17 protein-coding genes are annotated in these 26,214 nt (G+C 44.8%); 7 read left to right on the top strand and 10 right to left on the bottom strand.

Annotation, left to right across the window (positions count from 1 at the left end; translation table 11 throughout):
• Positions 1–5: 5 nt before the first annotated feature.
• A complete protein-coding gene (locus L6475_RS04100) occupies positions 6–3,743 on the bottom strand; it encodes a glycosyl hydrolase (RefSeq protein WP_237822760.1) in 3,738 nt (1,245 codons plus the stop codon).
• 345 nt (positions 3,744–4,088) lie between these two features.
• Here L6475_RS04100 and trpB point away from each other — a divergent pair, with 345 nt between their 5' ends.
• From trpB to L6475_RS04065, 7 genes are all read left to right on the top strand, one after another.
• The gene (trpB, locus tag L6475_RS04095; protein ID WP_237822758.1) at positions 4,089–5,291 is read left to right on the top strand and encodes a tryptophan synthase subunit beta; all 1,203 of its coding nucleotides are present in this window, start codon (positions 4,089–4,091) and stop codon (positions 5,289–5,291) included.
• Between the two features lie 16 nt (positions 5,292–5,307).
• The gene (locus tag L6475_RS04090; protein WP_237822756.1) at positions 5,308–6,729 is read left to right on the top strand and encodes an anthranilate synthase component I family protein; all 1,422 of its coding nucleotides are present in this window, start codon (positions 5,308–5,310) and stop codon (positions 6,727–6,729) included.
• A 36-nt stretch (positions 6,730–6,765) separates the two neighbouring features.
• The gene (locus tag L6475_RS04085; protein WP_237822754.1) at positions 6,766–7,329 is read left to right on the top strand and encodes an aminodeoxychorismate/anthranilate synthase component II; all 564 of its coding nucleotides are present in this window, start codon (positions 6,766–6,768) and stop codon (positions 7,327–7,329) included.
• Positions 7,330–7,394: 65 nt separating this feature from the next.
• Positions 7,395–8,393 carry an anthranilate phosphoribosyltransferase gene (gene trpD, locus L6475_RS04080; RefSeq protein WP_237824003.1) on the top strand — a complete coding sequence of 333 codons (999 nt, stop codon included), beginning with the start codon at positions 7,395–7,397 and terminating at the stop codon, positions 8,391–8,393.
• Between the two features lie 23 nt (positions 8,394–8,416).
• Positions 8,417–9,160 carry an indole-3-glycerol phosphate synthase TrpC gene (gene trpC / locus L6475_RS04075; RefSeq protein WP_237822752.1) on the top strand — a complete coding sequence of 248 codons (744 nt, stop codon included), beginning with the start codon at positions 8,417–8,419 and terminating at the stop codon, positions 9,158–9,160.
• 41 nt (positions 9,161–9,201) lie between these two features.
• On the top strand, positions 9,202–9,978 hold the full coding sequence (gene trpA, locus L6475_RS04070; protein WP_237822750.1) for a tryptophan synthase subunit alpha: 777 nt from the start codon (positions 9,202–9,204) through the stop codon (positions 9,976–9,978).
• 149 nt (positions 9,979–10,127) lie between these two features.
• Positions 10,128–10,781, top strand: a complete 654-nt coding sequence (locus L6475_RS04065; RefSeq protein WP_237822748.1) for a phosphoribosylanthranilate isomerase — start codon at positions 10,128–10,130, stop codon at positions 10,779–10,781.
• 7 nt (positions 10,782–10,788) lie between these two features.
• Here the strand turns inward: L6475_RS04065 and L6475_RS04060 are convergent, their stop codons facing one another.
• The 9 genes from L6475_RS04060 to L6475_RS04020 form a co-directional block, all read right to left on the bottom strand.
• Positions 10,789–12,864: a DUF5005 domain-containing protein gene (locus L6475_RS04060; RefSeq protein ID WP_237822746.1), complete on the bottom strand. Its 2,076-nt coding sequence runs from the start codon at positions 12,862–12,864 to the stop codon at positions 10,789–10,791.
• An 11-nt stretch (positions 12,865–12,875) separates the two neighbouring features.
• Complete coding sequence (locus tag L6475_RS04055) at positions 12,876–14,261, bottom strand: SGNH/GDSL hydrolase family protein (protein ID WP_237822744.1); 1,386 nt, start codon at positions 14,259–14,261, stop codon at positions 12,876–12,878.
• Between the two features lie 61 nt (positions 14,262–14,322).
• A complete protein-coding gene (locus L6475_RS04050) occupies positions 14,323–14,820 on the bottom strand; it encodes an RNA polymerase sigma-70 factor (RefSeq protein ID WP_237822742.1) in 498 nt (165 codons plus the stop codon).
• A gap of 146 nt (positions 14,821–14,966) precedes the next feature.
• Complete coding sequence (locus L6475_RS04045; protein ID WP_237822740.1) at positions 14,967–17,090, bottom strand: TIM-barrel domain-containing protein; 2,124 nt, start codon at positions 17,088–17,090, stop codon at positions 14,967–14,969.
• A 38-nt stretch (positions 17,091–17,128) separates the two neighbouring features.
• The gene (locus L6475_RS04040) at positions 17,129–18,232 is read right to left on the bottom strand and encodes a glycoside hydrolase family 130 protein (protein WP_237822738.1); all 1,104 of its coding nucleotides are present in this window, start codon (positions 18,230–18,232) and stop codon (positions 17,129–17,131) included.
• Between the two features lie 31 nt (positions 18,233–18,263).
• Positions 18,264–20,402, bottom strand: a complete 2,139-nt coding sequence (locus tag L6475_RS04035) for a GH92 family glycosyl hydrolase (protein ID WP_237822736.1) — start codon at positions 20,400–20,402, stop codon at positions 18,264–18,266.
• Positions 20,403–20,413: 11 nt separating this feature from the next.
• Positions 20,414–22,648: a GH92 family glycosyl hydrolase gene (locus L6475_RS04030; protein WP_237822734.1), complete on the bottom strand. Its 2,235-nt coding sequence runs from the start codon at positions 22,646–22,648 to the stop codon at positions 20,414–20,416.
• Between the two features lie 83 nt (positions 22,649–22,731).
• The gene (locus L6475_RS04025; protein ID WP_237822732.1) at positions 22,732–25,074 is read right to left on the bottom strand and encodes a GH92 family glycosyl hydrolase; all 2,343 of its coding nucleotides are present in this window, start codon (positions 25,072–25,074) and stop codon (positions 22,732–22,734) included.
• Between the two features lie 14 nt (positions 25,075–25,088).
• Positions 25,089–26,186, bottom strand: a complete 1,098-nt coding sequence (locus tag L6475_RS04020) for an ROK family protein (RefSeq protein WP_237822730.1) — start codon at positions 26,184–26,186, stop codon at positions 25,089–25,091.
• Positions 26,187–26,214: the final 28 nt, after the last annotated feature.

The following is a 26,214-nucleotide window of genomic DNA, read 5'->3' as shown; positions in this document are numbered from 1 at the left end:
TTTTACTATTTAACTACTGTTTTAAATGCACGTCCGTCCACCACTTTAATATATAAGCCGGGACGAAGGTTCTGCTGGTCCATACCGATAGTCATGCGGCCATCGAGTGTATAGAAGCCATCGGGCAGAGCTACGGTTGCAACTGTAGGATTACTGATGCCAAGTGTATTATGTTGAATCTCGGCTTCAGTAATACCATGAATAGGCATGGTAACACCAGTCCAATGATCGGTAACATGGAGGGGCACACTTGCTGCATCGTTCAGAGGACGGATAACTGCTGAATAGTCCTGAAGTACTGGACGGTTTTCATTATCGGTAACTTTTTCCCATGCACCGTTCACCAGAACATAATGATTCAAAGGAGCCTTGGCATTAGAGACCTTCAGGAAACCGCGAAGGTTGCACATTCCATCAATAGTATAGCTCATTGCCTTTCCATATTCAAGGAAGATGGCATCAGCCTTTTCAGAACGATAAAGACAAGGAACACCTGCCTGTGATTCATCAATTTTCTCAAGGCACAACTGGGTATAAGTATCGTTGATAGCAACAATCTTATAGAATTCCATACCCTCACAAGGACGAACTGCATAAGGAAGACAGATAGTGCCCCACTGATTGGGTTCAACGGTTGCCTTATAGAGCGGAGTAAACTTCAATGAGAAATCGGTAGCACCCCACCAGCCTTCACGCAAATCTCCCTGGCTACTGGTATTGCCCAATTCATGCCACATATTATCCTGAGCACCTTGCTTAGAACTTTCAAAGCCGACAGTCAGACTACCATTGTCGCCTACATAGACAGGAGCCGTGAGCAACACTTGCCAACGATCAGCCTTTGCTACAGTGGGCAGGTCCATATAATCGGCAGTCAGCACAGGACTGTTCTCTTGATTGCCATCAGCAGCAATGAATCCGTGCTGGTCGCTCAGGCAGAAATGCTCGGTAGAAGCCTTGCACTCCAATGAGTAGAGACCATGGTCTAATCCACTGATGTCCTGTTTTACCGCCATCGTTTTGGTGAGGTCGGTAGCGGGAATACCTGACCACCATGCATTCCAGAAGGATACATTGTCCACTTTCTTGGTAGTCTGGTCACCATCGGTAAAGGTTCCGCACTTTGTTGTCCACCCAGAAGCAGTTGCAAACTTTGGCTGTTTTATCTTGCCGGTAAGAGTAGTAAGGGGAAGATATTCATCAACGGTTTCAGTCAGTTCGGCACCTACGGCAAACACAGCATCAACAGTCTTGACATTCTGGAAATCAGTCAGAAGCTTTGAAAGTTTCTCCTTACCATGAAGATTCAGGGCAACAAGCTTTTCAACGTAAGCAACATACGGAGCAGAAGTCTTCATTACATCGTAAGCCTTGATAGCATTATCAACCATTATCTTTGCTTCTGCCAACGACTCACGATTGGCCTCGGTAATGAGGGCAAGCTGAGCGCTAAGGTCTTCATTGAGGAAAGGATACTGGGTATTATAACTCTTGAAAGCCTCGGCACGCAGACGAATTTTCTCCAAACCGTCTGCAAAGGCTGAGTCCTGAGTGGCAAAAAGACGTGCTAACATCAGCTGACCAACTTGGGCCTTCGCTTGTGCACTACGAACTACCATTGTCAGTTGTTCATATTTATTACCGGTATTAAACACTTTCAAAATAGTCTTCCATGCAGCAGTTTCGTTCCTCATACTAGCTACGATATAAGAGCCGCTCTTACCTGGATTGGTTTGTTCCAATCGGGTATAGAGGTTGGTATTGGCTGAAGAGCCTGAGAAATAATAATAGACACTGGGAGTAGCGTTGAAAGCAGTAATGAGAGAGGCTGCAGAATTCTGATCACCATGCCCATAGCATTGCAAATAGGCATCATTATCTTTTCCACCTACAGGAACAGCCTGGAAATAAGGTGCATCAATGGGGTCGCCAGTACCGCTAACCCATCCATAGGTACCAAGAGCGAAATCGCCATTGGCAAAGACATTACCACCCATAAACATTACCTCGTCGCCTACGGTATAGGGATCGCCGGCCTCCATATTGTCGCTCACAGCCATCACAATGTTTGAATATTGCTTTTTCTCCTTACCGTCAACAATCTGGATACGATAACGATAACCACTGGCAGCATTAGGATCCTGACAGGTATAGTCGGCCTCGTTCTCCTGAATATCAAGTGTATCAATAACTTCGAAGTTGGTATTTCCGCTACTTTGTACTGAGCGCTCCAGATAGATGGCTTTATTCATCTCACCATTATACTCATGGAATTTCAACGTAGCTGTATTTGTGGCTTTATCGTAAGTAACATCCAGATTTGTGGGTGCATACTGGCGAGGAGTAGTAGGAACGAAGTCGTACTTGCCATTATAGCCCAATCCCGAATTCAGTTTAGAATACATCTGACCAGCAGGAGTTAGAGAACCATTCTTATAAAGGCGGGATGGATCGCGCTCACCATTCCAATAATAGTAACGCTCCACATAGTCCCAATTATTCAGATTAGTACAGATACGCTGCAAAGCGTCACGCACCTGATTTTCAGTAACGCCATCGGCAAAGGCGCCATTATTGTTCCAAGAAGCGCCCCAGCACCATTCCGAAATCCAAATAGGACGTTTATACTTATCACTCCAATAATGCATATTGCCGAAACTGCCTTCAGCCCAATAGCAATGCAAATCGATTATATCGCAACGCCATCCGCGAGCATCAATAGAATCGAGGAAATCAGCCAAGAAGCCAGTAGCATTCCAATAGTCACTACCATCCCATGAGGCCGGCGAACAAAGACGAAGGCCCGTACGCATCATGTTTTCCCAGTTATTAAGAATAGTGGTCAAATCCTGAGGATGATCATCAGAATTGTTTCGTGGCTCATTATTATTCTTGGTGTGAGGAGACCAAGTACATTTTCCAATAGAAGATGAAGACGGATAGTCTTCATAAATATGATTGGGAACCCACTCAAAATCAGGGAGCATCGTAGCATTACCAGTTCCCCAATCATAACTACTCTGTACATTCAGGGCTTTCATGGCCGTCGCATCCACCTGATTACCTAATTGGCGTTTGCCAGCATCGTACCATTTGAATACGCGATAAGATGAGATAGAATTATCCATCAGCGCCGGGAGTGAAGCCATTTCAATATCCTTGTCAGCCGCAATAAAACAACGGCTATAGCCACGACCACCGGCACGAAGCGAGAAAGTAACCATATAACCGCGTTTCAGTTTGAAAGAACGAATCTTGTTGTTCAACTGCTTTGTGGTAAGGGTATTCATATAACCGCCAGAATGCTCCAAACCGAAGTCATTGCTTGAAGAGCCTTCAAAATTAGGTTCGGAATAAACCGTCAGCGCTTTAAATTTGTCGCCGCCCTTATAAGGAAAGACGATAGCACCCAAATTGTACATTCTCACCATACAGTTGGAGTTTTCAACAGCTTTCTCACCATTTATCTGAATATGGCCTAACCATTTGGAGATAACGACAGAAGGACGTACCCCCTCAAGAATGAGTACGGCATGCTCAGTATTGGTAAAGTTTACGACGCCAGCATCCGTAAAAGGCGTACTACTGCTTACAATATAGTCAACATCATCAGCAAGGGTTACAGTTGAAGACACCTGATCGACTGTGGTTTTTGAATTTGCAGCCCATACAGAAATTGTTGTAAGTGATAGCAACACAACAACAGTTATCACTTTTCGCAAGTTATAGAAAAATCTATTCATGTTTTTTGTATAGTTAGTATATTCTTAATTATAGTCTTGATATTCAGTTTGCAAATATACAAAAAAAACTCATACAGCACTAAAAAAAGTGGAAAAATATTTGGAGAAAAGAAGAAATATGCATATCTTTGCAACCGAAACATAAAAACAAAGCCAATATATGAATATTTATGCAAATTTATGGTGGTGGCGCAGCTCAAGATTGAAACAGTCGTGAGAAGCAAGCCGTTTGCCCATAAAGGTGGAGCATAAGATACAAAGAAAAAGGCCTGTCGTTCTTGCGACAGGCCTTTTCCCTTAAATGGGGAAAAAAACGAATAACAACATAAAAACAATTATATAGAAATGAAGTACCAAGTTGACAAGAATGGCTTTTACGGAGAGTTCGGCGGTGCATACGTACCCGAGATTCTCTATGCAACAGTGAAGAACCTGCAAGAGCAGTATTTGGGTATCATTGAAACAGAAGAATTCAAGCAGGAATACCACCAATTGCTCAAGGACTACGTAGGTCGTCCATCTCCTCTTTACTTTGCTAGCCGCATGAGTGAGAAGTACGGCTGCCAGCTGTATCTGAAGCGCGAGGATCTTAACCACACGGGAGCTCACAAAATCAACAACACCATCGGACAGATCCTATTGGCTAAAAAGATGGGCAAGACACGCATCATTGCCGAGACGGGCGCTGGGCAACATGGTGTGGCTACGGCAACAGTATGCGCGTTGATGGGCATGAAGTGTGAAGTGTTTATGGGCGCCACTGATGTAGAGCGTCAGCACACGAATGTAGAGCGCATGAAGATGCTGGGCGCAGAGGTACACCCTGTTCGTACGGGCAATATGACGCTGAGCGATGCCTGCTCGGAGGCTATACGCGACTGGTGCTGTCATCCTTCAGACACATTCTATATTGTAGGTTCTACGATGGGGCCACATCCCTATCCCGACCTGGTAGCTCGCATGCAGAGCGTTATCTCGGAAGAAATAAAATGGCAATTGGAAGAAAAAATTGGCCGTGACTATCCTGACTACTTGATAGCTTGCATAGGTGGCGGTTCGAACGCAGCCGGAACCATCTATCACTATATGGATGATGAACGGGTGAAGATAGTACTCGCCGAGGCAGGTGGCCACGGATGGCAAACCGACCACACGGCAGCTACAATTCACAAGGGTACAACGGGTATTCTGCATGGTGCAAAGATGCTGGTGATGCAGAACGAGGACGGGCAGATTGAGGAGGCCTTTACCATTTCTGCGGGTCTCGACTATCCAGGTGTTGGTCCTATGCATTGCAATATGGCTAAACAAGGTCGTACCCAGATACTTGCCATCAACGATGACGAGGCCATACGTGGAGGTTACGAACTGACTCGTATGGAAGGTATCATTCCCGCCATTGAGAGTGCGCACGCCATTGCTGCTCTTGAAAAAATGAAGTTCAAGAAGGACGACGTGGTGGTTCTGACTGTTTCCGGACGTGGAGACAAGGATGTAGAGACCTACCTCAAGAACAAGGAAATGGCAGGAGAATACGGTAATTTTTAATCAAGAATCATAAATAATGACAACATACAATTATCATACTACAAGCAAAAACATACTGGCCGACTTCTATACCCCTGTGGGTGTATATATGAGACTAAGAGATCTCTATGCACAGAGTGCGCTGATGGAGAGTTCCGACTACCACGACCAGAGCAACTCACGCTCGTTTATTGGTATCAATCCCATAGCCAGTATAGCCGTTAGTCACGGCATGGCCTCTATTACCTTCCCTGACGGGACTACACAAAAACATGAGATTAACAAAAGTTTCGGAACCGCCGATGCTATTCATGCACTCATAGACCATATTCATGTGGAGGGTGAAGAGGCCTCAAATATCGGACTGTTTGGTTACACATCGTTCAATGCGGTCAGATATTTTGAGAATATTGACGTAAAAGACGAGACACAGGCAAAGAATGATGCTCCCGACGTATTGTATATACTATATAAGGTGGTAATCGTATTCGACCATCACAACAACATGCTGAAAGTAATCACGCTGGGCGATGCGGCAGACATTGACAATATCCTCAAGGCGATGAACAAAGCCAACGTTAAGGCATACGACTTCCACCCCGTGGGACCGTTCACTTCTCCTCTTACTGATGAAGAGCACAAGGCCAATATCCGAAAAGGTATTCAGCACTGTCTGCGTGGCGATGTATTCCAGATTGTGCTGTCACGCCGATTCGTTCAGAAATATGAGGGTGATGACTTCAAGCTCTACCGTGCCTTGCGTAGTATCAACCCCTCTCCATATTTGTTCTATTTCGATTTCGGAGGTTTCCGCATTTTTGGTTCTTCACCTGAAACACATTGCCGGATAGAAGCAGTGGATGATACTGTCTCATCTACAAAAAAAATACGTGCCTATATCGATCCTATTGCCGGAACAACAAAGCGAACGGGCAATGCCGAGGCCGACCGAAAGGGAGCAGAATTTCTACGTAACGATCCGAAAGAGAATGCCGAGCACGTAATGCTTGTCGATTTGGCTCGCAATGATTTGAGCCGTAACTGCCACAATGTAAAAGTTGATTACTATAAAGACGTTCAATACTATTCTCACGTAATTCATCTCGTAAGCCGTGTCAGTGGCGAGCTCGATGAGGGTGCAGATCCTATCAAGGCTTTCATCGACACTTTTCCTGCCGGCACCTTGTCGGGTGCGCCAAAGGTTCGCGCCATGCAACTCATCTCTGAGTACGAGCCACACAACCGTGGTGCCTATGGTGGATGCATCGGACTTATCGGGTTGGACGGTTCGCTGAATCAAGCCATCACCATTCGCACCTTCGTGAGTCGCAACGGCGAGTTATGGTTCCAGGCTGGCGGCGGCATTGTGGCCAAGAGCGATGAGGAATATGAACTGCAAGAAGTGAACAACAAACTGGGCGCGCTGCGCAGGGCGATTGAAACTGCAGAGAAGATTTGAAAAACGGATTTCAAAGATCAAACGGATTTACGAATTATGAAAATAGTCATTATCGACAACTATGACTCGTTCACCTACAATTTGAGTCATTTAGTGAAGGAGCTGGGCGCCGAAGTTACCGTATTACGCAACGACCAGTTCGAACTCCCGCAGTTGGAGCAGTTCAGTAAAATCATTCTCTCACCAGGACCTGGCATTCCCAGCGAGGCAGGTCTTTTGCTCGACGTTATCCGCACCTATGCCGACCGGAAGCCAATCTTAGGTGTCTGTCTCGGTCATCAAGCCATCGGTGAGGCATTCGGCGGAAAGCTGGAAAACCTCTCAGAGGTATTCCACGGTGTCGCCACCCCCTGTCATATCGTAGCTGACGACCCGTTGTTTTTTGGTATCGAGCGCGACATCACCATCGGCCGTTACCACTCATGGGTAGTATCACGAGAGGGTTTGCCAGACTGTCTCGAGGTAACAGCGGTCTCAGACGAGGGACAGATCATGGCCATGCGCCATCGCAAGCTAAACGTACGCGGCATTCAGTTCCATCCCGAGAGTGTACTTACTCCAGACGGAAAGAAAATGCTACAGAACTGGATGTATTTATAAATCGCTATACCCCACCAAACAGATAAATAATAATAAAATAATACATAAAAACTATGGAACAGACAATGAAAGGCTATCTCTTCCGCCTGCTGAATCACGAAGAGCTCTCCCGTGAGGAGATGAAGACCATCCTGATAGGTATCACTCAAAGCGAATACCCCAACGAGCAGATTACAGCCCTGCTGACCTGTCTGCAAATGCGAGGCGTGACCGTTGACGAACTGTTAGGCTTCCGCGACGGGATATTAGAGACCGGTGTACCCGCCATTCTTGATGCCGACCGCTACATCGATGTGGTAGGCACTGGCGGTGACCGCAAAAATACTTTTAACATCTCTACTACATCCTGCTTCGTCATTGCCGGCGCAGGATACAAAGTGGCCAAGCACGGCAACTATGCCGCCACCTCTGTCAGCGGCGCCTCCAACGTCATTCAGCACCACGGTATCAAGTTTACCGACGACATCGACCGTCTGAACCGCTCGCTCAACGAGGCTGGCATCGTCTATCTACACGCCCAGCTCTTCGCCAAGGCTATGAAGTTTGTCGGTCCAATCCGCAAGGCATTGCAGTTCCCAACCATCTTTAATCTTCTTGGTCCTATTGTCAATCCTTCACAACCCAAATGTCAACTGCTCGGTGTGGCCAACCTTGACCAGATGCGCCTCTACAATCAGGTGTACCAAAAGATCGGCATCGACTACGGAATCGTTAACTCCATCGACGGCTACGACGAGATTTCGCTCACCGGAGACTTCAAAGTGACCACTAAACAGTACGAACGCATCTTCAGTCCTCAGGATCTCGGTTTCGACATAGCAAAGCCTGAAGAGCTCGTTGGTGGTGCCACTGAGGAAGAAGCCGCCAAGATCTTCGACTCCGTACTTGAAAACCGTGCCCTGCCCGCCCAGAAAAACATCGTACTGGCCAACGCCGCCTTCGGCATCCAGGTTCTCGAGAAGGGTGAGAAGAGTATTGAAGAGTGCATCGCCATTGCCCGCGAGAGCATTGACAGCGGAAACGCTCTTCGCACCTTTAAGAAGTTCGTCGAGCTCAACTCATAAGTATCATTTGTATCCATTCCTTTATGAAAGATATTCTCCAAGAAATAATCGCCCACAAGCATGAGGAACTAACTTTTCTCAAGGCCAAGAAGCCATCCATGCGCGAGGCTCTGCTTGCTTCCAAAACGGGCATCATCGCTGAGTTTAAACGCCGCTCACCCTCAAAAGGCTGGATTAAAGAAGAAGGTCGTGCCGACATCATTCCTCTCTCCTATCAGCAGAATGGTGCCGCAGCCCTCTCCATCCTCACCGATGAACATTACTTTGGCGGTCACGATGATTTCATCCGAACCGCTCGACAATCGGGAGTCACTATCCCCATCCTCTACAAAAATTTCGTGGTCAGTGAACTGCAATTATACCAGGCATTGCTCTGTGGGGCATCAACCGTTCTGCTGATTGCCGCCTGTCTCACCAAGAAGGAATGCAGTCATCTGATAAATATGGCTCATTCGCTAGGATTGGAAGTGCTACTTGAAATGCATTCTGAAAGTGAACTGGAATATGCTGAACTGGAACCAGACCTTTGCGGTATAAACAATCGCAATTTAGGATCGTTCGTTACTGATGTTGACAATTCTTTCCGACTGATTGAAAAATTGCCTAAGACAGCTGTAAAGGTTAGCGAAAGTGGTATTTCACAACCGGAGACGATACGACAATTGCGTGAAGTTGGCTTCCGCGGATTCTTGATTGGCGAGACCTTCATGAAGGCAGATAATCCAGGTATGGCACTGAAAGATTTTCTGAAACAGATTCATGCCTGATTAGTTAGGACAAAAACGACTTGAATAAAAAAGAAAGGAATATGAACAAGATTAATACCCTCTTTGCCCAACGGGGCAATCGCAAACTTCTCTCTCTCTATTTCTGTGCTGGTACTCCAACACTCGATAGCACGACAAGTACAATTCTTGCCATGCAACGCCGAGGCATTGACATGATTGAAGTGGGCATTCCCTTCAGCGACCCCCTGGCAGATGGTCCCGTCATTCAAAGTGCTGCCACAAAAGCGCTAAAAAACGGAATGAACCTCCATACGCTATTCAGTCAGCTAACCAGTATTAAGGACCAAGTTGAGATTCCTCTTATCCTCATGGGTTATCTAAACCCAATACTCCATTACGGAATTGAAGAATTCTGTAAAAGTTGCGTTGAGTCTGGCGTTAGTGGAATGATTATTCCAGACCTACCCTTCAAAGACTATATGGAACAAGTGAAGCCTGTGGCCGATCGCTACGACCTACGAGTCATCATGCTCATCACGCCTGAGACTTCAGAAGAACGTATTCGGTTCATCGATGAAAACACAGACGGATTTATCTATATGGTTTCAAGTGCTGCAATTACTGGTGCACAGAAATCATTTGACGAACAAAAACAGGAATACTTCCGCCGCATCAATGACATGACTTTACGTAATGCACGAATGATAGGCTTTGGTATCAGTAACAAACAGACGCTACAGGCCGCCCAGCAAAATGCTGCCGGTGCAATCATTGGTTCAAAGTTTGTTACTCTCCTTGATGAAGAAGGCGACGCCGACCGCGCTTTGGACCGTCTGTTTGAAGCTCTCAACGCATAAGACCAAAGCCACTGAAATGGTATTTCATTGAAATACATAAGGTATTCCTTTGAAACACTTAGGGCATTTCATTGAAATACTTAGGGTATTCTTTTGAAATGCCCTCTTTTTTTTGTACATTTGCAGCATTCAAAAAAAAGACGAAGGCAATGATTATAAAAGTTTGCGGTATGCGTGATGGTCAGAACATCTACGATGTGGAGGCTCTTGGAGTTGATTGGATTGGTCTGATTTTCTGGCCAAAGTCTCCTCGCTATGTATCCATGATTCCCACTCATGCAGGAATCATTCCCGACCGTGCACCTGAGATAAAAAAGAAGTCTAAACGTGTAGGTGTATTCGTTGACGAGATGGCACAGAACATCATCACACGTGCTGTCAACTTCAACTTAGACTTCATCCAGCTTCACGGAAACGAGACCCCTACCCTTATCCGCAATCTTAGGGCGACGCTCGATCCCGATCTCCGTCCTGGTATCAAGTTCATCAAAGCTATCAGCGTGAGTTCCGTTGAGGACATCGCATCTTATAAGCAATATGAAACGTGCGTGGATTATTTTCTGTTTGACACACGTTGCAAAACTGTAGGGGGAAGTGGTCAGCAGTTTGATTGGAGTGTCTTGGACAGTTATGACGGGTCCAAACCATTCCTATTAAGCGGTGGCATCGGCCCCGATGATTATGAAAGGGTAAAATCATTCCATCACCCCATGTTTGCCGGCATTGACTTAAACTCCAGATTTGAAATAGAGCCTGGCATCAAAGATGTCCAGGCTCTGAAAAGATTCATAACTCAACTATAATAAATAACTACTTCAGCATAACTTTGCGTCCGTCACGGATAAATATGCCATGCTGCGGATTCTTTACTCGTTGTCCTTGAAGGTTATAATAGGTACTCTCTTTATGCATTTTATTCACTGAAGGATTGTCAATTTTATCCTTTTCAGGTTTCTCATAAAGATCGTCGTAAACATTCTTCCAATCAAACACACGATAGAAGAAAGGTCGATAATAGTCGGCCGAACCAGTATCGTTGAAGTTCATCCAGAAATCATCTGGATCGCTATTGGTAGAGAAAACCAGTTCACCCTCACGCGATAATGCAGGATGCAGATTGACCATATAGAGCCAGTGATAGGCCTGGGGCCCCTGTTTATCCAAGTGGTCGGGCAAACGGAACAACAATTTGCGTTCGCCAAAAGGACCATAAGGACTCTTAGAACGATAGATATAAACATCTGGACTAAAGATTGGTGCCTGTGAAGTCATAAAATACCAATCACCCTCCTTGAACACCCAAGGTAACATAATGGAAGCATTGCCCGTCATAATGTTTGAACGGCGACGCTCTTCCTCAGTGGGATATTCATCCTGCCAATTCCAATCACCATTACTATCTTTGACGTAATATTGCCATGGGCTGTAAAGGTCGCGTGTTTGAGAACGGGCCACAACAGTTCCCATATTTTCAACAGCATAAAGATATACATGACCATCTTCATCTTCCCAAAGAGTAGAGCCATAGGCACATGGTCCAACAAGTTTATCGGTCTGCACACTCTCACGATACAGATAGTCACCCTCATGAGGCAGATAGTCAGGGATTGTATTTAGATAGTACCCCTGCGGCTCGTTACCCTCAAGACTATAGGTGGCAATTGCAGCATCAAGATTCAGTAATTCAGCAGACTCTACTCCAACCCAAATCATCTGAAGTTTTCCATCATAGATAGTACCATCACCTGACCAATAAACTTTTCCCTGGTCAATATCACCTGCAGCTATCTCGGCATCAGTCTTCTCACCAAGTGGATGACGCAAGTGAGTACGGCAGTGGAAATAACGGCCAGCATTGCGGTTGTTCCAATTCACATAATCGGCCAACCAAACAAAATCACTTTCCGTCTCGCCCAATACACCATCATGTGCTTTCTGGACCATCACGCTATTACGTGGAAAATTACAATTACCACGGGCACGGGTACGGGCATCAACAAGACCATAGAAACTATCGTTGAAAGTCCAAAACACATCGCCATTAGGCAACCCAACAGTTAGAACGCCGTCGCCACCATTCCATCCACGGGTACGAGTGAACAGTTTATTGTATTTCAAATCTCTATAAGCGCGAGCAGTTCCAGCCTGTGTTGCATTGGGCATAGCTTCCAGATTCCATTCGGCAGGAGTTGCCCATTCTTCATCACCCGCTTCGTCAACAGAACCATCACTATTGGTTACTTTAATACTCGTATTTGTATAGACCACGCTACTGATGTGATCGCCAGAGAAAGTTGCCACACGTGTCATCCAATCCTTGTCGGCCTGTGAAAGATCATTTCGTTTTCCGTTATCAACATGTCCAGCCACATAATCCAGATAGTAAACACCAGTATGGTCATAAGGAGTAGCAATAGTAAATGTGACATAGATACTATCCACACGCTTGTCGGGATCATCTCCGCTAAGTAGTGATTTAAAGTCTTTATCTGTTATAAAGCCCAACCAGGTATATCCTTTACGAGGATAGTTTTCATTGAGAATATTAGTATATTGCTCACTCACTACCAGTTTACGAGTAATCGTTTTATTATAATCAGGATCGCCGACATCAGTAGTTGGTTTGGCCACCTGTGTCATCACCAGATCACCATCAACCTCCCACCCCTGAGGAACTCGGATACCGAAAAGGCCATAAACATGATAAACGCCACCGGCAGTATTATCGGTACTTTTTACGACCAATTTGCCATTGAACACATTTCCTTTTACAACAGTATGAGCCTGCTGAACAAGTGTTATCTTGTAACAAGATACCATCAAGACTGCCATGAAGGCCATACAGCCTAATAGATGGAGACAGAATATCTTACGCTTTTTCGTCATAACCTATAAAATCACTTTACTGGAAGCAGCTTCACCTTGCGTGTCTGCGGTTTGTTTATCTCGTAAATACGCTCTACAATCATATCCATCTGCTTGATGTACATATCGCGAACCTCCTTATGAATCATCTTATCGTAAAGACCGCGTTTAGCAGCTACCCACCCATCGTTCTGACCGGCACGGAACACACGTGCTGCCTGTTCATCATTCTGTTCAAGCATTCCTTTCTTCATGAAGAAGTTATACTGAAGCCAAGAATAGTCGCGGAACTGGCGCTCAATTTCCCAACGGTTTTCATTCAGTTCCATAATTACCTTTGCCTGCTGATACTGAGGCGTATTTCTATAACTTGCCAGATTGATGCCTTTTGCCAGCTGAGTGGCAGTAAGAGTATCAATAGGCTCATTGTCAATCAACAACTGATAGTTACCTTTCAGACCTGTTACGCTGAAGGCTTCGTTGTCCATTTCTTCCATAAACTGAGGAATTACTTTCAAAGCAGCAGCCTGCTGACGGCGATACTCCCAGCCACGTGGAATAGTGTCAAGCGGGAAAGGTAGTGAATGAGCCAAGTAATCGAAAGTCACCACACCGCTACGGTTTTCAACATTTGATATCTCACAGTTCTCACTACGTAGAACTTTTTTCTGTTTGGCATTCACCTGAACATCGGCAATCTTTTTACCAGCCATACCCTGTGCTTTCAAAAAGAGATAGGCCATCACCAGATGACCGTCATTGTCAGGATGAATGCGATCGTTTCCACAAATAGTGAATGCTGGGTCAACTTTCTGCTGTTCCTCATTGATTCTGTTCATAGGAGCCCAGAAGTCAACAAACTCCCAATTATTGGCCTTAGCTGCAGAATCTTGGAAAGCTACAATCTTACCGATAGTATTGTTCTTATTCTTAAACACATTATCATTAAAGGTCGATGTCTGATCATAGGGTGAAGTACCAATCATGATCATACGCGTTTCAGGACGGGCCTTCAGGCGTTTCTCAATCTCATAATAGTATTTCTTGGCAGTAGCCAACTTTTCGGCAGCGAACTTCTCGGGCTCATCACCATTATACTCAAAATATCCACTATCATTCATTCCGAAAGTAAGCGTCAGCACTGTTGGACGCTTTGCAAAAACATCTCCGTCCAATCGGTTGAGAATTTCCAAGCTGGTATCACCACCAACACCACAGTTGGCCATCCACATCTCATCGAAGGGGAAGTGAGTCATATAATAAAGCCAGATGTAAGAATGATAATGTCCTCCGTCGGTAATACTATTACCCACGAACGTTACCCGGTCACCTTTTTTAAAAGGAGCCACCTGCTGTGCCTGCACTCCCAAACAGAGAAACAAAGTGAGAAGCAGGGAAAAGATTGCTTTTTTATTCATTATTGCTTAATATTATAACTATATAATTACAAACTATTAATTCATGTATTTATTGTTCATTTTAAGAAACAAGTAATACGTTACGCAATTTACAAAGAGCCGATGTCATATGATTCTCGACTGTATTCAGAGAAATGCCAAGTTCTGTAGCAATCTCGTCATATTTCTTATCTTCATAACGACTCATCATAAATACCGTTCTACAACGTGTAGGCAACGAAGAAACAGCCATATTTACTTTTTTCTCAAATTCACAGTATTCCATACGAGTCATTGGATTCTCCATATCGATAGCCATTCGCAAATTTGCCGATGCAGTATGCTCATATTCGCGAACGTAAGTAAGATGTTTTATATGATCAAGGCATCGATTTCTTACAGCTGTTAGCGCATAAGGAAAGAAATCGGTTAGATATTTCACAGTATCGCGGCGTACCCACAAACGTACCATTACATCCTGTACCAAGTCTTCAGCATCTTCTTTCGAAAGCCAACGACTTGCCACCATTACAAGTTGAGGAAAGTAGGTCTTGTATAATTCGGAGTAATCCATTATCATAGTTTTAGGTACTGATTGTTTCTGTGGGCAAAATTAACCATTAACCTATAGAGACTACATAAAAATCGAACCCAATTATAATAAAAATTGAACCAAACTGCCCTTTTTAGAGTAGTTTGGCTCAATTTTCACGCTATGCGACAATTTTATTTCTTTCGCAACTTAACAACAGCTTGATTACCTTCCTGCCAATTGGAATACACCAATCGACCTTTAACAATCTGAGCAATACGTAGCCAACGCTTATTTGATGCTTTACGTTTTCCATCAATTTTCTGAAGACTTACTGTCAGGGTTTTGCCATCTGTATTTGCCTTCAACTGATAGTCAGAATAATCGCCAGAGCGATAGTTGAATCCATCACCATCATCCTCATAAAGTCTTCCTTGTGCCAGGCCTTTCTCATCGAGATTTACCACCAATGTCAATGAGTCAGTACAATAATCAACTGTATTCTGATACAGGTTAGCCAAAGGAAGCACAGAACCGGGACGAAGAGCCAAACGAGCCTGATATCCGTCATCTCCATTCTCCATACTGAAGGTTGCCCAGTTTCCTTTCGGCAGCGCTGGTTTCTCAGCCCAACGAGGTACAATCAACAAATCGCCACCAAGAAGGAATGCCTGTTGCTCTGAACGGAGCGTTTCATCATTCACATCGGCCATGAATACTGGACGCATTACAGGAATACCTGTTTGAGAGGTTTCACGGAACAATGTATATACATAAGGCAGCAGACGATAGCGACGATTGATAGCTGTACGACATACGTCCTCTACTTGCTGCCCAAATGCCCATGGCTCTTGTTGAACTTCTTCCAAGCTACAATGATTGCGGACAAATGGGAAGTAAACGCCAATAGCAGTCCAATGAGCCAGCAATTCCCCATTACAATCACGAGCAAAGCCACCAATATCAGGACCATTGAAAGGTTGTCCGGTGAGTCCCATGTTCAAGGTCATTGGAATACTTGCTTTCATATGCTCCCAAGTCGAAGCATTATCGCCCGTCCATGTTGCTGCATAGCGCTGACCGCCAAGAAAATTTGAACGTGAAAGAACGAAAGGACGTTTCTGTGGATTGGCCAAAAGCATACCTTCACGAGTCGCTTTTACCATATTATATCCATACACATTATGATAACGCAAATGAGGTCCTTCAGCCAGTCCCTCTCCACCTAAGTGGACATTATCTTCAGGCATCGAACTATCAGGGCCATCAAATACAGCAGGTTCGTTCATATCATTCCAAATACCGTCAATGCCAGTAGCCATAAAGTCAGGATAAAGTGTACTCCACCAACGACGCACTTCAGGACGTGTAAAGTCGGGGAAATGAGTATCGCCTGGCCAAACCTGTCCAACGAACGGTTTTCCGTCTTTTGTCTTTACATAGTAGTCGTTGGCCATTCCTTGCTGATCAACAAAATAATTAGGGTCAACTTTCACACCTGGGTCAATCATAAACACAGACTTGAATTTTTTGCTGTGCAGATAATCGTTGAACGCCTTCGGATTGGGCATCTCTTTCGGTGAGAAAGTGAAGATACGGAAACCATCCATATAGATAATATCCATCCAAATGACATCACAGGGAATCTGCTTATCACGGAACGTGTCGGCAATCTGCATTGCCCACGTATCGGGCACATAACTATGACGACACTGGTGGAAGCCCAACGACCACAAGGGCGGCATTTCAATAGTACCACTGAGTTTGGCCAGTTCCTGTAGCACCTCAACAGGAGAGTTACGCTCTATCACTACAACGCGGAAAGCGGGGCCTTCACTATCAAAACGCACCTGATGGTCAGTAGTAAGTTTTGATTTCCATGTATTGTCAGCTATCAGGCCAAAAGCTGTTCCATTCTTACGAACACCCAGCACCCAAGGGTGACTCTGGTACAAACGTTTTCCACCTTCGGTCATATACAAGCCATTATCCTTGTTCCAAAGACCTACCGTCTCACCATTGCGTTTTAGGTCACCATATACCTCACCACAACCGTAAAGGTCAGCATCTCCTACTTCAAAAGTTGCTACACTATGTCCGTTCTCTTTTGTAAATCGAGGACGTAACTGCCAATCATCTGGAAGGTTCTGACTGATGGGAGCCAACTCGCGTAAAAAAATAGGTGAAGGCTGATGTTGGGCTGCATCATAATTAGCAGGATAGAACACAGCTACACGATTGTCGATTAAAAACGACTGTTGAGCTATCGCCACCACGGCGGTAGTCAAAGTTAAAAACAATAAATAAATTCTTTTCATTTTCTAGTTGATAATTATCATAGTAATTGGTATTTCTTTTATTGGGGCTGATAAATAGCCACACTCACACGTGAGTCGGCACAGCCATAATATAGCAGCCATTTCCCGCCATGGAAGGCCATTCCTTCAACAAAAACGGTTCCTGCAGGATACTGTCCGCTACGTTCAAAATCTTCTTCAGGAAGGAAGAACGGCTTATCCAACCGGTCAATAAGTTGCGTGGGATTACTGGCACTAAACAATGCCTGTCCTGCACAGTATGAATTGGGAGTATAACGTTTATCTCCATCTTCAGTAGCAAGATTCTTGCCATTATAAATGAGTAATATGCCTTTATCAGTAAGAATTGCAGGAGGTCCACATTCTGTCAACTGACTATCAAAATGCCCTTTTCTTGGCAACATTACTTTAAGTAAATCGCCCTGATCATCAAGCAAAGGAGTCCAATCAACAAGATTGTCTGAAGTTGCCACATTAACAAAGCTCTCCCCCCAGTACATCCAATACTTTCCGTTGACACGAGCCACAACCTGACATCCATCCTTAACCTCGGTTACAATAGAAGCAGACTTCGAGAAGTCATCCTTGAAACGACCTCCATAGGCTTTGGCAAATGCTGGTCCATGCTTCTCCCAGGTAACCAAATCACGTGAAGTGGCTACAGCCAAACGAGCCTGTTTTCGATTCCATTGGGTGTACATCATCACGTAGAGTCCATCATCAGTCATTACCACACGTGGGTCTTCACAACCGCCAGGACATTCATTCTCTGCCTGATTATCTTCCTTTGAAGGAAATAATACTGGAGCTCCATGCCTAACGAAGTGAAGACCATCAGCAGATGAAGCGTAACCGATTCGTGATGTTCTGGAACCGATGCCTACAGCAGAATTATCTTCTGCCCTATACAACAAAACCACTTTTTCGTTCATCACTGTGGCTGCAGGATTGAAAGTATCGCTACCTTCCCATGCTACAGAATGCTGACGCATTGGACAATAAAACACGCTGTTCGTATCGGGACGCACAATCGGGTTTACTCCTACAGGGCGCACAAATGGTCCCCAAGCCCAACTCTGCTGAGCTACAGCACTACTTACAGTAAGGAAAACAGAAAGAAAAAACAAACAATATCCTTTCATAAATGAACTATTCTATTTACATACTAAATCTCTACTCAAATGAAGGCGGTGCAACCTGCGTACCCCATTTCTTGTCTGGCTGAGCAGAGGTCTTATACTCTAGTTTTGCTCCTTCTGCCAGAACTTGCCAGTCAATCCATGTTGAAAGATGCTCCTTTCCATTGACCAACAGTCGGCGCGTATATATCTCTTTCTCCGAACCACCTATGATACACACTTCATGACGGGGTAAATGAATAATGGCTTTAGGAAACACTGGGGTATTCAATGCAAAGCCCCCCACGCCAGGAATCTCAGGATAGAGCCCTAAGCAGGTCCAAACATACCAAGCTCCCATTGACCCAAGGTCGTCATTGCCAGGCAATCCATTGGGACGGTCAGAATACTGTTCATTGATTGTACGCCTCAACACTTTTGATGTTTTCCAAGGACTGCCCACCCAGTTATAAATCCATGGAGCGCAAAAACTGGGTTCGTTACCCGAAGCGAACCACTGATCACCGTATCCAGCATCCAAACGAGTGAAATACTCATCCAAACGTTTTTCAGCATTTTCTTTTCCACCAATCAGTTCAATGAGTCCTTTCAGATTGTAGGGCACCATCCAAAAATAGTCCTTATAGGTAGCCTCACGAAAATCTTCTGAAAGAGGTTTCCATGAGCCATCTTCGTTACGCGACTGCAACCATCCAGTTTCCGGATTATAAAGATTCTTCCAAGAACGAGCCATACCAAAATATCGCCAAGAGGCAAATTCATCGCCTACAGCCCTGAGTGCATATTGACCAATAGCAAAATCGGCTGAAGTGTATTCCAGCTGAATACTTGCCGGACAATAACCTTTCTCTAGATACTGTTTCAGGTGTGGTCTTGTTTCTTCCTGCTGTGATTTTGCACCAGGCACCTCAGCTCCTCGTCGCATGATTTCGAACAGTGGTTTCGGGTCATAGTTACGCGCACCAAAAGCCCAAGCATTGCTTACCAAAATAGCCGAGGGATCTCCCTGCATGATGCCCGTCTCAATATTGGCAAGCACCCAACGGGGAAATGAGCCGCCCGACTGCAGGGCAAAATCCTGATGAGACAATACAATATCACTGGCCACATCGGGTTCCAAAATAGAAAGCAATTGTATCTGTGTACGATAGGTGTCCCAGTTACTAAATTGGGAATACTGACGAGAATTGGTGCGATGCACCTTATAATCAGCCCCCATGTATTCACCATTCACGTCACTTGACACACTGGGATGAATGAACGAACGGTACAGATGGGTATAGAACTGAATGGTACGAGTCTGAGTACCGCCTTCCACATCGATAAGTCCCAATTTCTCATCCCATGCCTGTTCAGCCTGCTTACGAACCAACTCAAAATTCCAATCTGAATTTTCTGTATGAAGATTCTGACGTGCATTCTCTACTGAAACATAACTGATTCCCACTTTGTAATGAACAGTTTTCTGTTTGCTCACATCAAAAGTGAAGAAAACACCTGAACTCATACCCTCAGCGAAGGTTGCCGATGGATGAAGCGATTCACCTTTCCATGTGCCTGTAGCCACAGCAGGCACATCAAATTCTGCCACCATATATATTTTATAAGGTGTACGAATGCCACAGAAATAGCCACCATCAGCATAACCTTCCACACGGTTAGGGGTTGTTATCACAAGTGCCGCCTCACTAATACGTGTAGCAGCGATGCCAGCACCAATTATTACAGTACCACGAGTACACGTATCAGGGAAATCATAACGGGCCATTCCCGTATGTTCGGTTACAGTCAGCGATGCTTTCACATCCTCATTCACCTTTGCTTCATAATATCCGGCATGGCCCTGCTCGTCAGTCACCTGAAAGCGCGCATTGCGAATTTGATCGGGCGAAACAATTAATGCCCCTTTCACTGGAAAAGTCGGAAAGTTTCCCATATGTTCACATCCGCCACCACTATTCTGATTGACAACGAATCCTGCATTCTTTGCAAAATAGGTGGGAGTAAATTGCACCATACCATGTGGATAGGTTGCACCAGGAAACAAATAGCCAGAAGTTAATCCAACGCCTTGTGTTCCGATAAAAGGGTTCACCAAAGATGAACGATTGGAAGCCTGTGCGCTAAAGAAGATTGTTATTGTCAGCAGGAAAGAGAATATACGGTTGCTCATATCTGTTACTTTTAATTATGTACTATTGGTTTGGATTGTGAGAATGGTGAAGCTGATTTTGAGATATTCCTCTGCTTGTTTGGCTGAGGTCCCATTGTAAACTGCAAGTATCCTCCATTAACTATTTCACCATACGTCAAATAGTTACGTTCTAAAGGAACTCCATTAAGTGTTCCTTGCTGAATGTACACATTCTCAGAAGAATTGTCACGGGCTTCAATCACAAATTTCTTACCACTTTCTGTAGTTAGAGTAATACGTGAAAACAGCGGACTTCCTATTACATATTGATCTGTGCCGGGAGTTACGGCATAAAGTCCAAGCGCACTTAGCACATACCAAGCCGACATACCGCCTTGATCCTCATCTCCAGGAAATCCCTGTGGAGTACTATTATAGAGTCTATCCATAATCTGCCGTACCCAGTATTGTGTTTTCCAGGGTTGTCCGGCATAACTGTACAAATATGGAAGATGTTGGATAGGCTGATTACCATGCGCATACTGTCCCATATTGGCAGCCTGCATCTCAATCATTTCATGAATCATTCCGCCATACCATCCAGGCTTTACCGTATTAGGCATCATGAATACGCTGTCAATTTTCTCAACAAATGCTTCGTCACTTCCAAACAAATTGATAAGTCCCTGTACGTCATGAAATACTGACCAGATGTAATGCCATGCATTCCCTTCAGTGTAAGGTCCACCCCACTCCAACGGATCAAACGGTTCGTACCATCGTCCTTCAGATGAACGGGCACGCATAAAACCAGTCTTTTTATCCCAAAGATTCCGGTAATTAAACATCGTAGTCCCGAATATGCGCTTGTAAAGTTCCTGATTACTCTCTCGTGCCAACTGATAAGCACAGAAATCATCGTAGGCATATTCTAAAGTTTGGGTAACACAACCATGCGATTCGGGGAAAGGAACATACCCCAATGTAAAATACTCTTTCCAACCGGCACGTCCATTGGCCCCACCCCATGGTCCTTTGTTCATTGCCTCGTGAGCATAGGCTTTCAAAATTGTATCAGCCTCAACCGTACGTATTCCTTTTGCCCACATATCAGCTATAAGTGAAATGGCATGATTTCCCACCATTCCGCCAGTCTCGCCCGGAAACGACCATGATGGCAACCATCCGCACTCATGCCATGCCTGCAGTAATGCTTGCTGATAGCGTCCCTGCTGGGTTGGATGCAACAGGTTTGTCAGTGGGAATTGTGAACGGAAAGTATCCCAAAAGCCATTGTCGGTAAACATATAGCCATCGTGAACAGCTCCGTCATAAGGGCTATAATAATAAGGTGTACCATCAGCCTTGCGTTCGTAGAACTTACGAGAGAACAGGTTAGCACGGAACAGACAACTATAGAAAGTACACTGTTGTTCCAAAGTACCACCCTCAACCAGCATACGGCCCAACAACTTATTCCAAGTTTCTTGTCCACGCTTAGCAGTCTTCTCTATCGTACGGTCTTTACCTAATTCTGTATTCAATGTCTGTAGTGCCTGCTCTTCACTAATGTATGAGGACGCAGCTTTCACTTGTACATGCTTTCCTGAAGCAAAACGTACATACACTCCATCTTCCCATTCACCACTTTCAAGAATTGGGCTATCAAACTGCATCACTATATAACAACGGAATGTCTCAGCCTTGTTCACAAAACGCTGATTATTCACCCATCCTGTGATCTGCTTTTTATCAGCATCTACTTTGAAAGACTTTTCTCCAGTATAGCCGTCAATCACCAACCATGATGCTTTTCCCTTCGGATAACTAAAACGGAAATGAGCCCCTCGGGTTGTAGGAGCAACTTCCGCTTTAGTACCATTCTCCAGTTTTACACTGTAATAATGAGGGCGTGCCACTTCATCGTTATGGCTAAATGCCACTGCACGTTCATCTCCATCTGTACGTAATGTACCACTGACAGGCATCAACGCATAAACAGCATAGTCTCCTACCCACGGACTACACTGATGCGACTGACAAAGGCCGCGCATTGTTTCGGCAGCCCATTGATATTTCCAGCCATCACCATTACGTCCTGTCTGTGGCGACCACAGATGCATGCCAAATGGCATGCCTGTGGCCGGGAACGTATTTCCGTTACTGAATCCAAAATGTGAGTCCGTACCCTGTCGGGTATCAACCAATTCTGTTAGGTCCCGAGCATAACTAACCATCGCAACAGATAGCATCAGCAGGACTTGATATATTCTAATTCTTCTCATGAAACATTACTATTGTTTCTTTAAGAACGACTCACATTTAGTTTTCCACTATTTAAGAATCAAAAAAAATCCAAGCACAGTTGTTAATAGTTATCTGTAGGAATAGCCGACAGAGTAAGATCCAAACGTCCACCGTCAACTACATTCTGAAACAGAATATGGGTATCATACATGCGTTGTCCATTCAACAGGAGTTTATTCACATAAGTACCTGCACCATTTGTCGAAATCACGAATTGCTTTCCTTTATAATATTTTCTATCCAACTTGACTGTTACTTTTCTGAACAAAGGAGAACCAACAGAGAACGAGGGATTACTGTCGGTAAGTCCTTTGACATCGAAAAGGCCTATAGATGAAATGACATACCAAGCTCCCAATTGACCTTGGTCTTCATCTTGACCATATCCATAGCCATGAACGCCATCTGTTCCATAGAACTCATTAAGTATAGCCCGCACCCATTTCTGAGTAAGTGAAGGACGACTGGCTTCATTAAACAGCCAAGAGATATGCAGACAAGGCTGGTTGCCCTGATTATAGAGAGTACGAAGCCCTGCAAAGGCGCCAACTTCTGTTCCGCCACTGAAAATCTTTGGCTGAGAAAGAGTGAAGATACTGTCTAAACGGGCGTTAAAGCGGTCAAGTCCTACACGTTCTGCCAATCGGCGCGCATCGTGAGGAACATAAAAAGTGTACTGCCAGGCATTACCTTCTTGGAAACCTCTCCACACCTGCAAGGGATCAAAATTATTGATGAACTGTCCATTCTTCAGTTTCGGACGCACAAAATTCTGACTATCATCATAAAGGCGCTCCCATCCTCTTGACAGATTGCTGAGCTTCAGATAGTCCTTTTCCTTTCCCAGTTTCTTTGCAAACTGAGCTACTGCATAAGCCTGATAGGCATACTCAAGAGTGTGAGAGGCCGAGAACATAAATGCTTCTTGCGGTCCACTACCCTCTTCAGCATGAGGCACATAGCCATATTCTACAAACTGGTCAGTATCTGACTTACCTGCTCCCATCGGACGGTTCTGTCCTTCCAGTTCATTCTTTCTACAGGCTTCATAAGCCAAATCAACATCAAAATCCTGAATGCCGCACTGATAGGCAGCAGCAATCATCAGCGACAATTGGTTTGTACCCACACCAGAAACGAAGCGAGAGTTGGCCAATCCATCCCCCAACCATCCACAGTCTTTATATACTTGCAGATGAGAACTGATAAACTGTGACAGATGTTCAGGATAAGCCAATGCCCACAATTGAGTCAGATTCCATTGTCCGCCCCACATTGCATCAGTATTGTATAAATCAAAAGCTGGACGTCCCTTCTTCATAGGCAACTGTCCAACCGTTCCGTCGTGCTTAGGATATGCACCATTCACATCACTGCACACGCCTCTTCCCAACAAGGCATGATACAAACCCGTATAGAATTTCACTTTGTCGGCCTCAACATCAGTCTCAACACAGATACGCCCCAAATAGTCTTCCCATGTTTTCAAGGCCTTTACCTTTGCTTTATCAAACGATAGCGTGCGGGCTTCTGCCAAACGGTTTTGTCTGGCATTATCTACAGAGGTATAGGAAACGCCTACCTTTGCAGTAACCGCTTCACCATCGGTGGTTGAAAATTCCAAATATAGACCAGCTCCCACGCCAGTTGTCTTAGTTGCTCTTGCATTTATTCTTTCTCCGTTAAAGGTTCCCACCTTTGCGGGTTTCTTATCAAGTGTGGCCGAGAAATAGATAGGAACCTCGGCACCTGGCTGATATTTCTTCACATATTCAGGCAAAGTGATTACCCATCCCTCGATAGTACCGTCAGAACACAATTCAACACTTGCATCCTTTACAGCGCCACTCTCACCCATGCGGCTACCTATATTAAACAAGATTCTGCTATGTGAGTCGGCTGGGAAGGTGAAACGTTGGAAAGCGACACGCTCTGTAGCGGTAACCTCTGCACGAATATTATAGTCTTTCAGTAATACTGAATAGTAGCCAGGACGAACTATTTCTTCGTCATGACTGAAAGCTGAACGATAACCATTTCGTTCAGTATCGTTAGGATGCCCCGGTACGACAACAGGTTGTTCACCGCCACGAGTGGCCATCAGTGTGATACCACCAACCTGAAACTCATGCACACATGGAAATCCCTCAATGGAAGTATCACGATAATCATATCCTGTAGCCTCCCAACCATCTTTATTGCCTAAATGGCCATTGGTTGAAGGGCCTGGTTTTGCCATTCCAAAGGGTAATGCCCCTGGTGCAAAATGGAAATAGCGACAATGAGCCGTACCGATTCTTGGCTCTACATACTTAGTTAGTGACTTGCTTTTTTCTGCGCCAACCACCACTGTGGGTAGCGATAAAATGGAAATGAGTAAGAATAGTGATAATGTTTTTTTCATTGTTAGAAAATGAATTAATATAATAATTGACTGAGTGCATAAGCATATGCACCATACATGATACTGCTACTGGTACTGTTCTTCGATAGACCTACGCACACAGAACGCTCTTTCAAATAAGGAACAGTGGTCATACTTTGGGGAACTTTTACTGTGGTAAGTCCTACTTTCAGGAATGACTCACGCTCAGCATCATCTTCCCAATTATAGACTTTCGACTGCAGTACAGGGAAACTATTTCCGCCAAAGGTTCCGGCCTCGCCACGTAGAGCGTCCATCACTCCTGGGAGTATATATTTTCCTGCACCGGCCAGTCCGCCGCCAATCACCACCAGTCCATCAACAATGTTCAGTGCGTTCGCAATTGCCTCACCAGCCACCTGTCCTAACTGTCGGAAAGAAGCCTTTGCAGCATCAGCATTACCCTCTTTCTGTCCTTCAGCTATCAGGAAGATATCATAGGGAGTTAATGCATCGGCAGACTGTCCGCTTTCTTCAGCATAGACACGACGTACGGCACGAATGCTCACGCTCTCCTCAGCAATCATCTTTGGATACTTTGCGTTACGAGTGCACCACAAATCGCCTCCGCAACCATTATCTCCACGCAACAACACGCCATCAATAACCACACCACAGCCAAAGCCTGTTCCAAGTGTGATACCTATCAGATTACTATATTGACGTGATTGACCGGCCTTCTGCAGTTCGTCATTTACTTCAGGAAGGAAACCGGCAAGTGCTTCGCCATAGGCAAACAAGTTACCATCGTTATTGATGAATACTGGAATGCCAAATACAAGATTCAAATATGGGCCTAAGGCAATACCACCTCGGAAAGCAGGCAGATTACCCAAATCGCCTATTACGCCACGTTCATAGTCTGCAGGTCCGGGAAATGCAAAACTAATGGCTACAGGAGTTTCAGTCAGTTGATTCTTTACCAGTTTGAATCCCTCCACAATAGTCTGAAGGCAGCCATCGATATTATCCACAACAGCATCCAGACGGACGGGTTCAACTATTTCCTTATAGCCTTTGATAGCAGAAAAAACGAAGTTTGTGCCGCCGGCATCTAAGGTCATCACAATTCTATTATCAGTCGTGTACATGATTTAGGAGTTTAAGGAATATTTATAT

Source organism: Prevotella sp. E9-3, assembly GCF_022024015.1.
Taxonomy (GTDB): domain Bacteria; phylum Bacteroidota; class Bacteroidia; order Bacteroidales; family Bacteroidaceae; genus Prevotella.
This window is presented reverse-complemented; position numbering and strand designations above follow the sequence as displayed.

What these genes read in the sequence shown, in the direction of transcription:
- L6475_RS04100 (WP_237822760.1), bottom strand. Translation starts at nt 3,743, where the DNA reads ATGAATAGATTTTTCTATAACTTGCGAAAAGTGATAACTGTTGTTGTG.
- trpB (WP_237822758.1), top strand. Translation starts at nt 4,089, where the DNA reads ATGAAGTACCAAGTTGACAAGAATGGCTTTTACGGAGAGTTCGGCGGT.
- L6475_RS04090 (WP_237822756.1), top strand. Translation starts at nt 5,308, where the DNA reads ATGACAACATACAATTATCATACTACAAGCAAAAACATACTGGCCGAC.
- L6475_RS04085 (WP_237822754.1), top strand. Translation starts at nt 6,766, where the DNA reads ATGAAAATAGTCATTATCGACAACTATGACTCGTTCACCTACAATTTG.
- trpD (WP_237824003.1), top strand. Translation starts at nt 7,395, where the DNA reads ATGAAAGGCTATCTCTTCCGCCTGCTGAATCACGAAGAGCTCTCCCGT.
- trpC (WP_237822752.1), top strand. Translation starts at nt 8,417, where the DNA reads ATGAAAGATATTCTCCAAGAAATAATCGCCCACAAGCATGAGGAACTA.
- trpA (WP_237822750.1), top strand. Translation starts at nt 9,202, where the DNA reads ATGAACAAGATTAATACCCTCTTTGCCCAACGGGGCAATCGCAAACTT.
- L6475_RS04065 (WP_237822748.1), top strand. Translation starts at nt 10,128, where the DNA reads ATGATTATAAAAGTTTGCGGTATGCGTGATGGTCAGAACATCTACGAT.
- L6475_RS04060 (WP_237822746.1), bottom strand. Translation starts at nt 12,864, where the DNA reads ATGACGAAAAAGCGTAAGATATTCTGTCTCCATCTATTAGGCTGTATG.
- L6475_RS04055 (WP_237822744.1), bottom strand. Translation starts at nt 14,261, where the DNA reads ATGAATAAAAAAGCAATCTTTTCCCTGCTTCTCACTTTGTTTCTCTGT.
- L6475_RS04050 (WP_237822742.1), bottom strand. Translation starts at nt 14,820, where the DNA reads ATGATAATGGATTACTCCGAATTATACAAGACCTACTTTCCTCAACTT.
- L6475_RS04045 (WP_237822740.1), bottom strand. Translation starts at nt 17,090, where the DNA reads ATGAAAAGAATTTATTTATTGTTTTTAACTTTGACTACCGCCGTGGTG.
- L6475_RS04040 (WP_237822738.1), bottom strand. Translation starts at nt 18,232, where the DNA reads ATGAAAGGATATTGTTTGTTTTTTCTTTCTGTTTTCCTTACTGTAAGT.
- L6475_RS04035 (WP_237822736.1), bottom strand. Translation starts at nt 20,402, where the DNA reads ATGAGCAACCGTATATTCTCTTTCCTGCTGACAATAACAATCTTCTTT.
- L6475_RS04030 (WP_237822734.1), bottom strand. Translation starts at nt 22,648, where the DNA reads ATGAGAAGAATTAGAATATATCAAGTCCTGCTGATGCTATCTGTTGCG.
- L6475_RS04025 (WP_237822732.1), bottom strand. Translation starts at nt 25,074, where the DNA reads ATGAAAAAAACATTATCACTATTCTTACTCATTTCCATTTTATCGCTA.
- L6475_RS04020 (WP_237822730.1), bottom strand. Translation starts at nt 26,186, where the DNA reads ATGTACACGACTGATAATAGAATTGTGATGACCTTAGATGCCGGCGGC.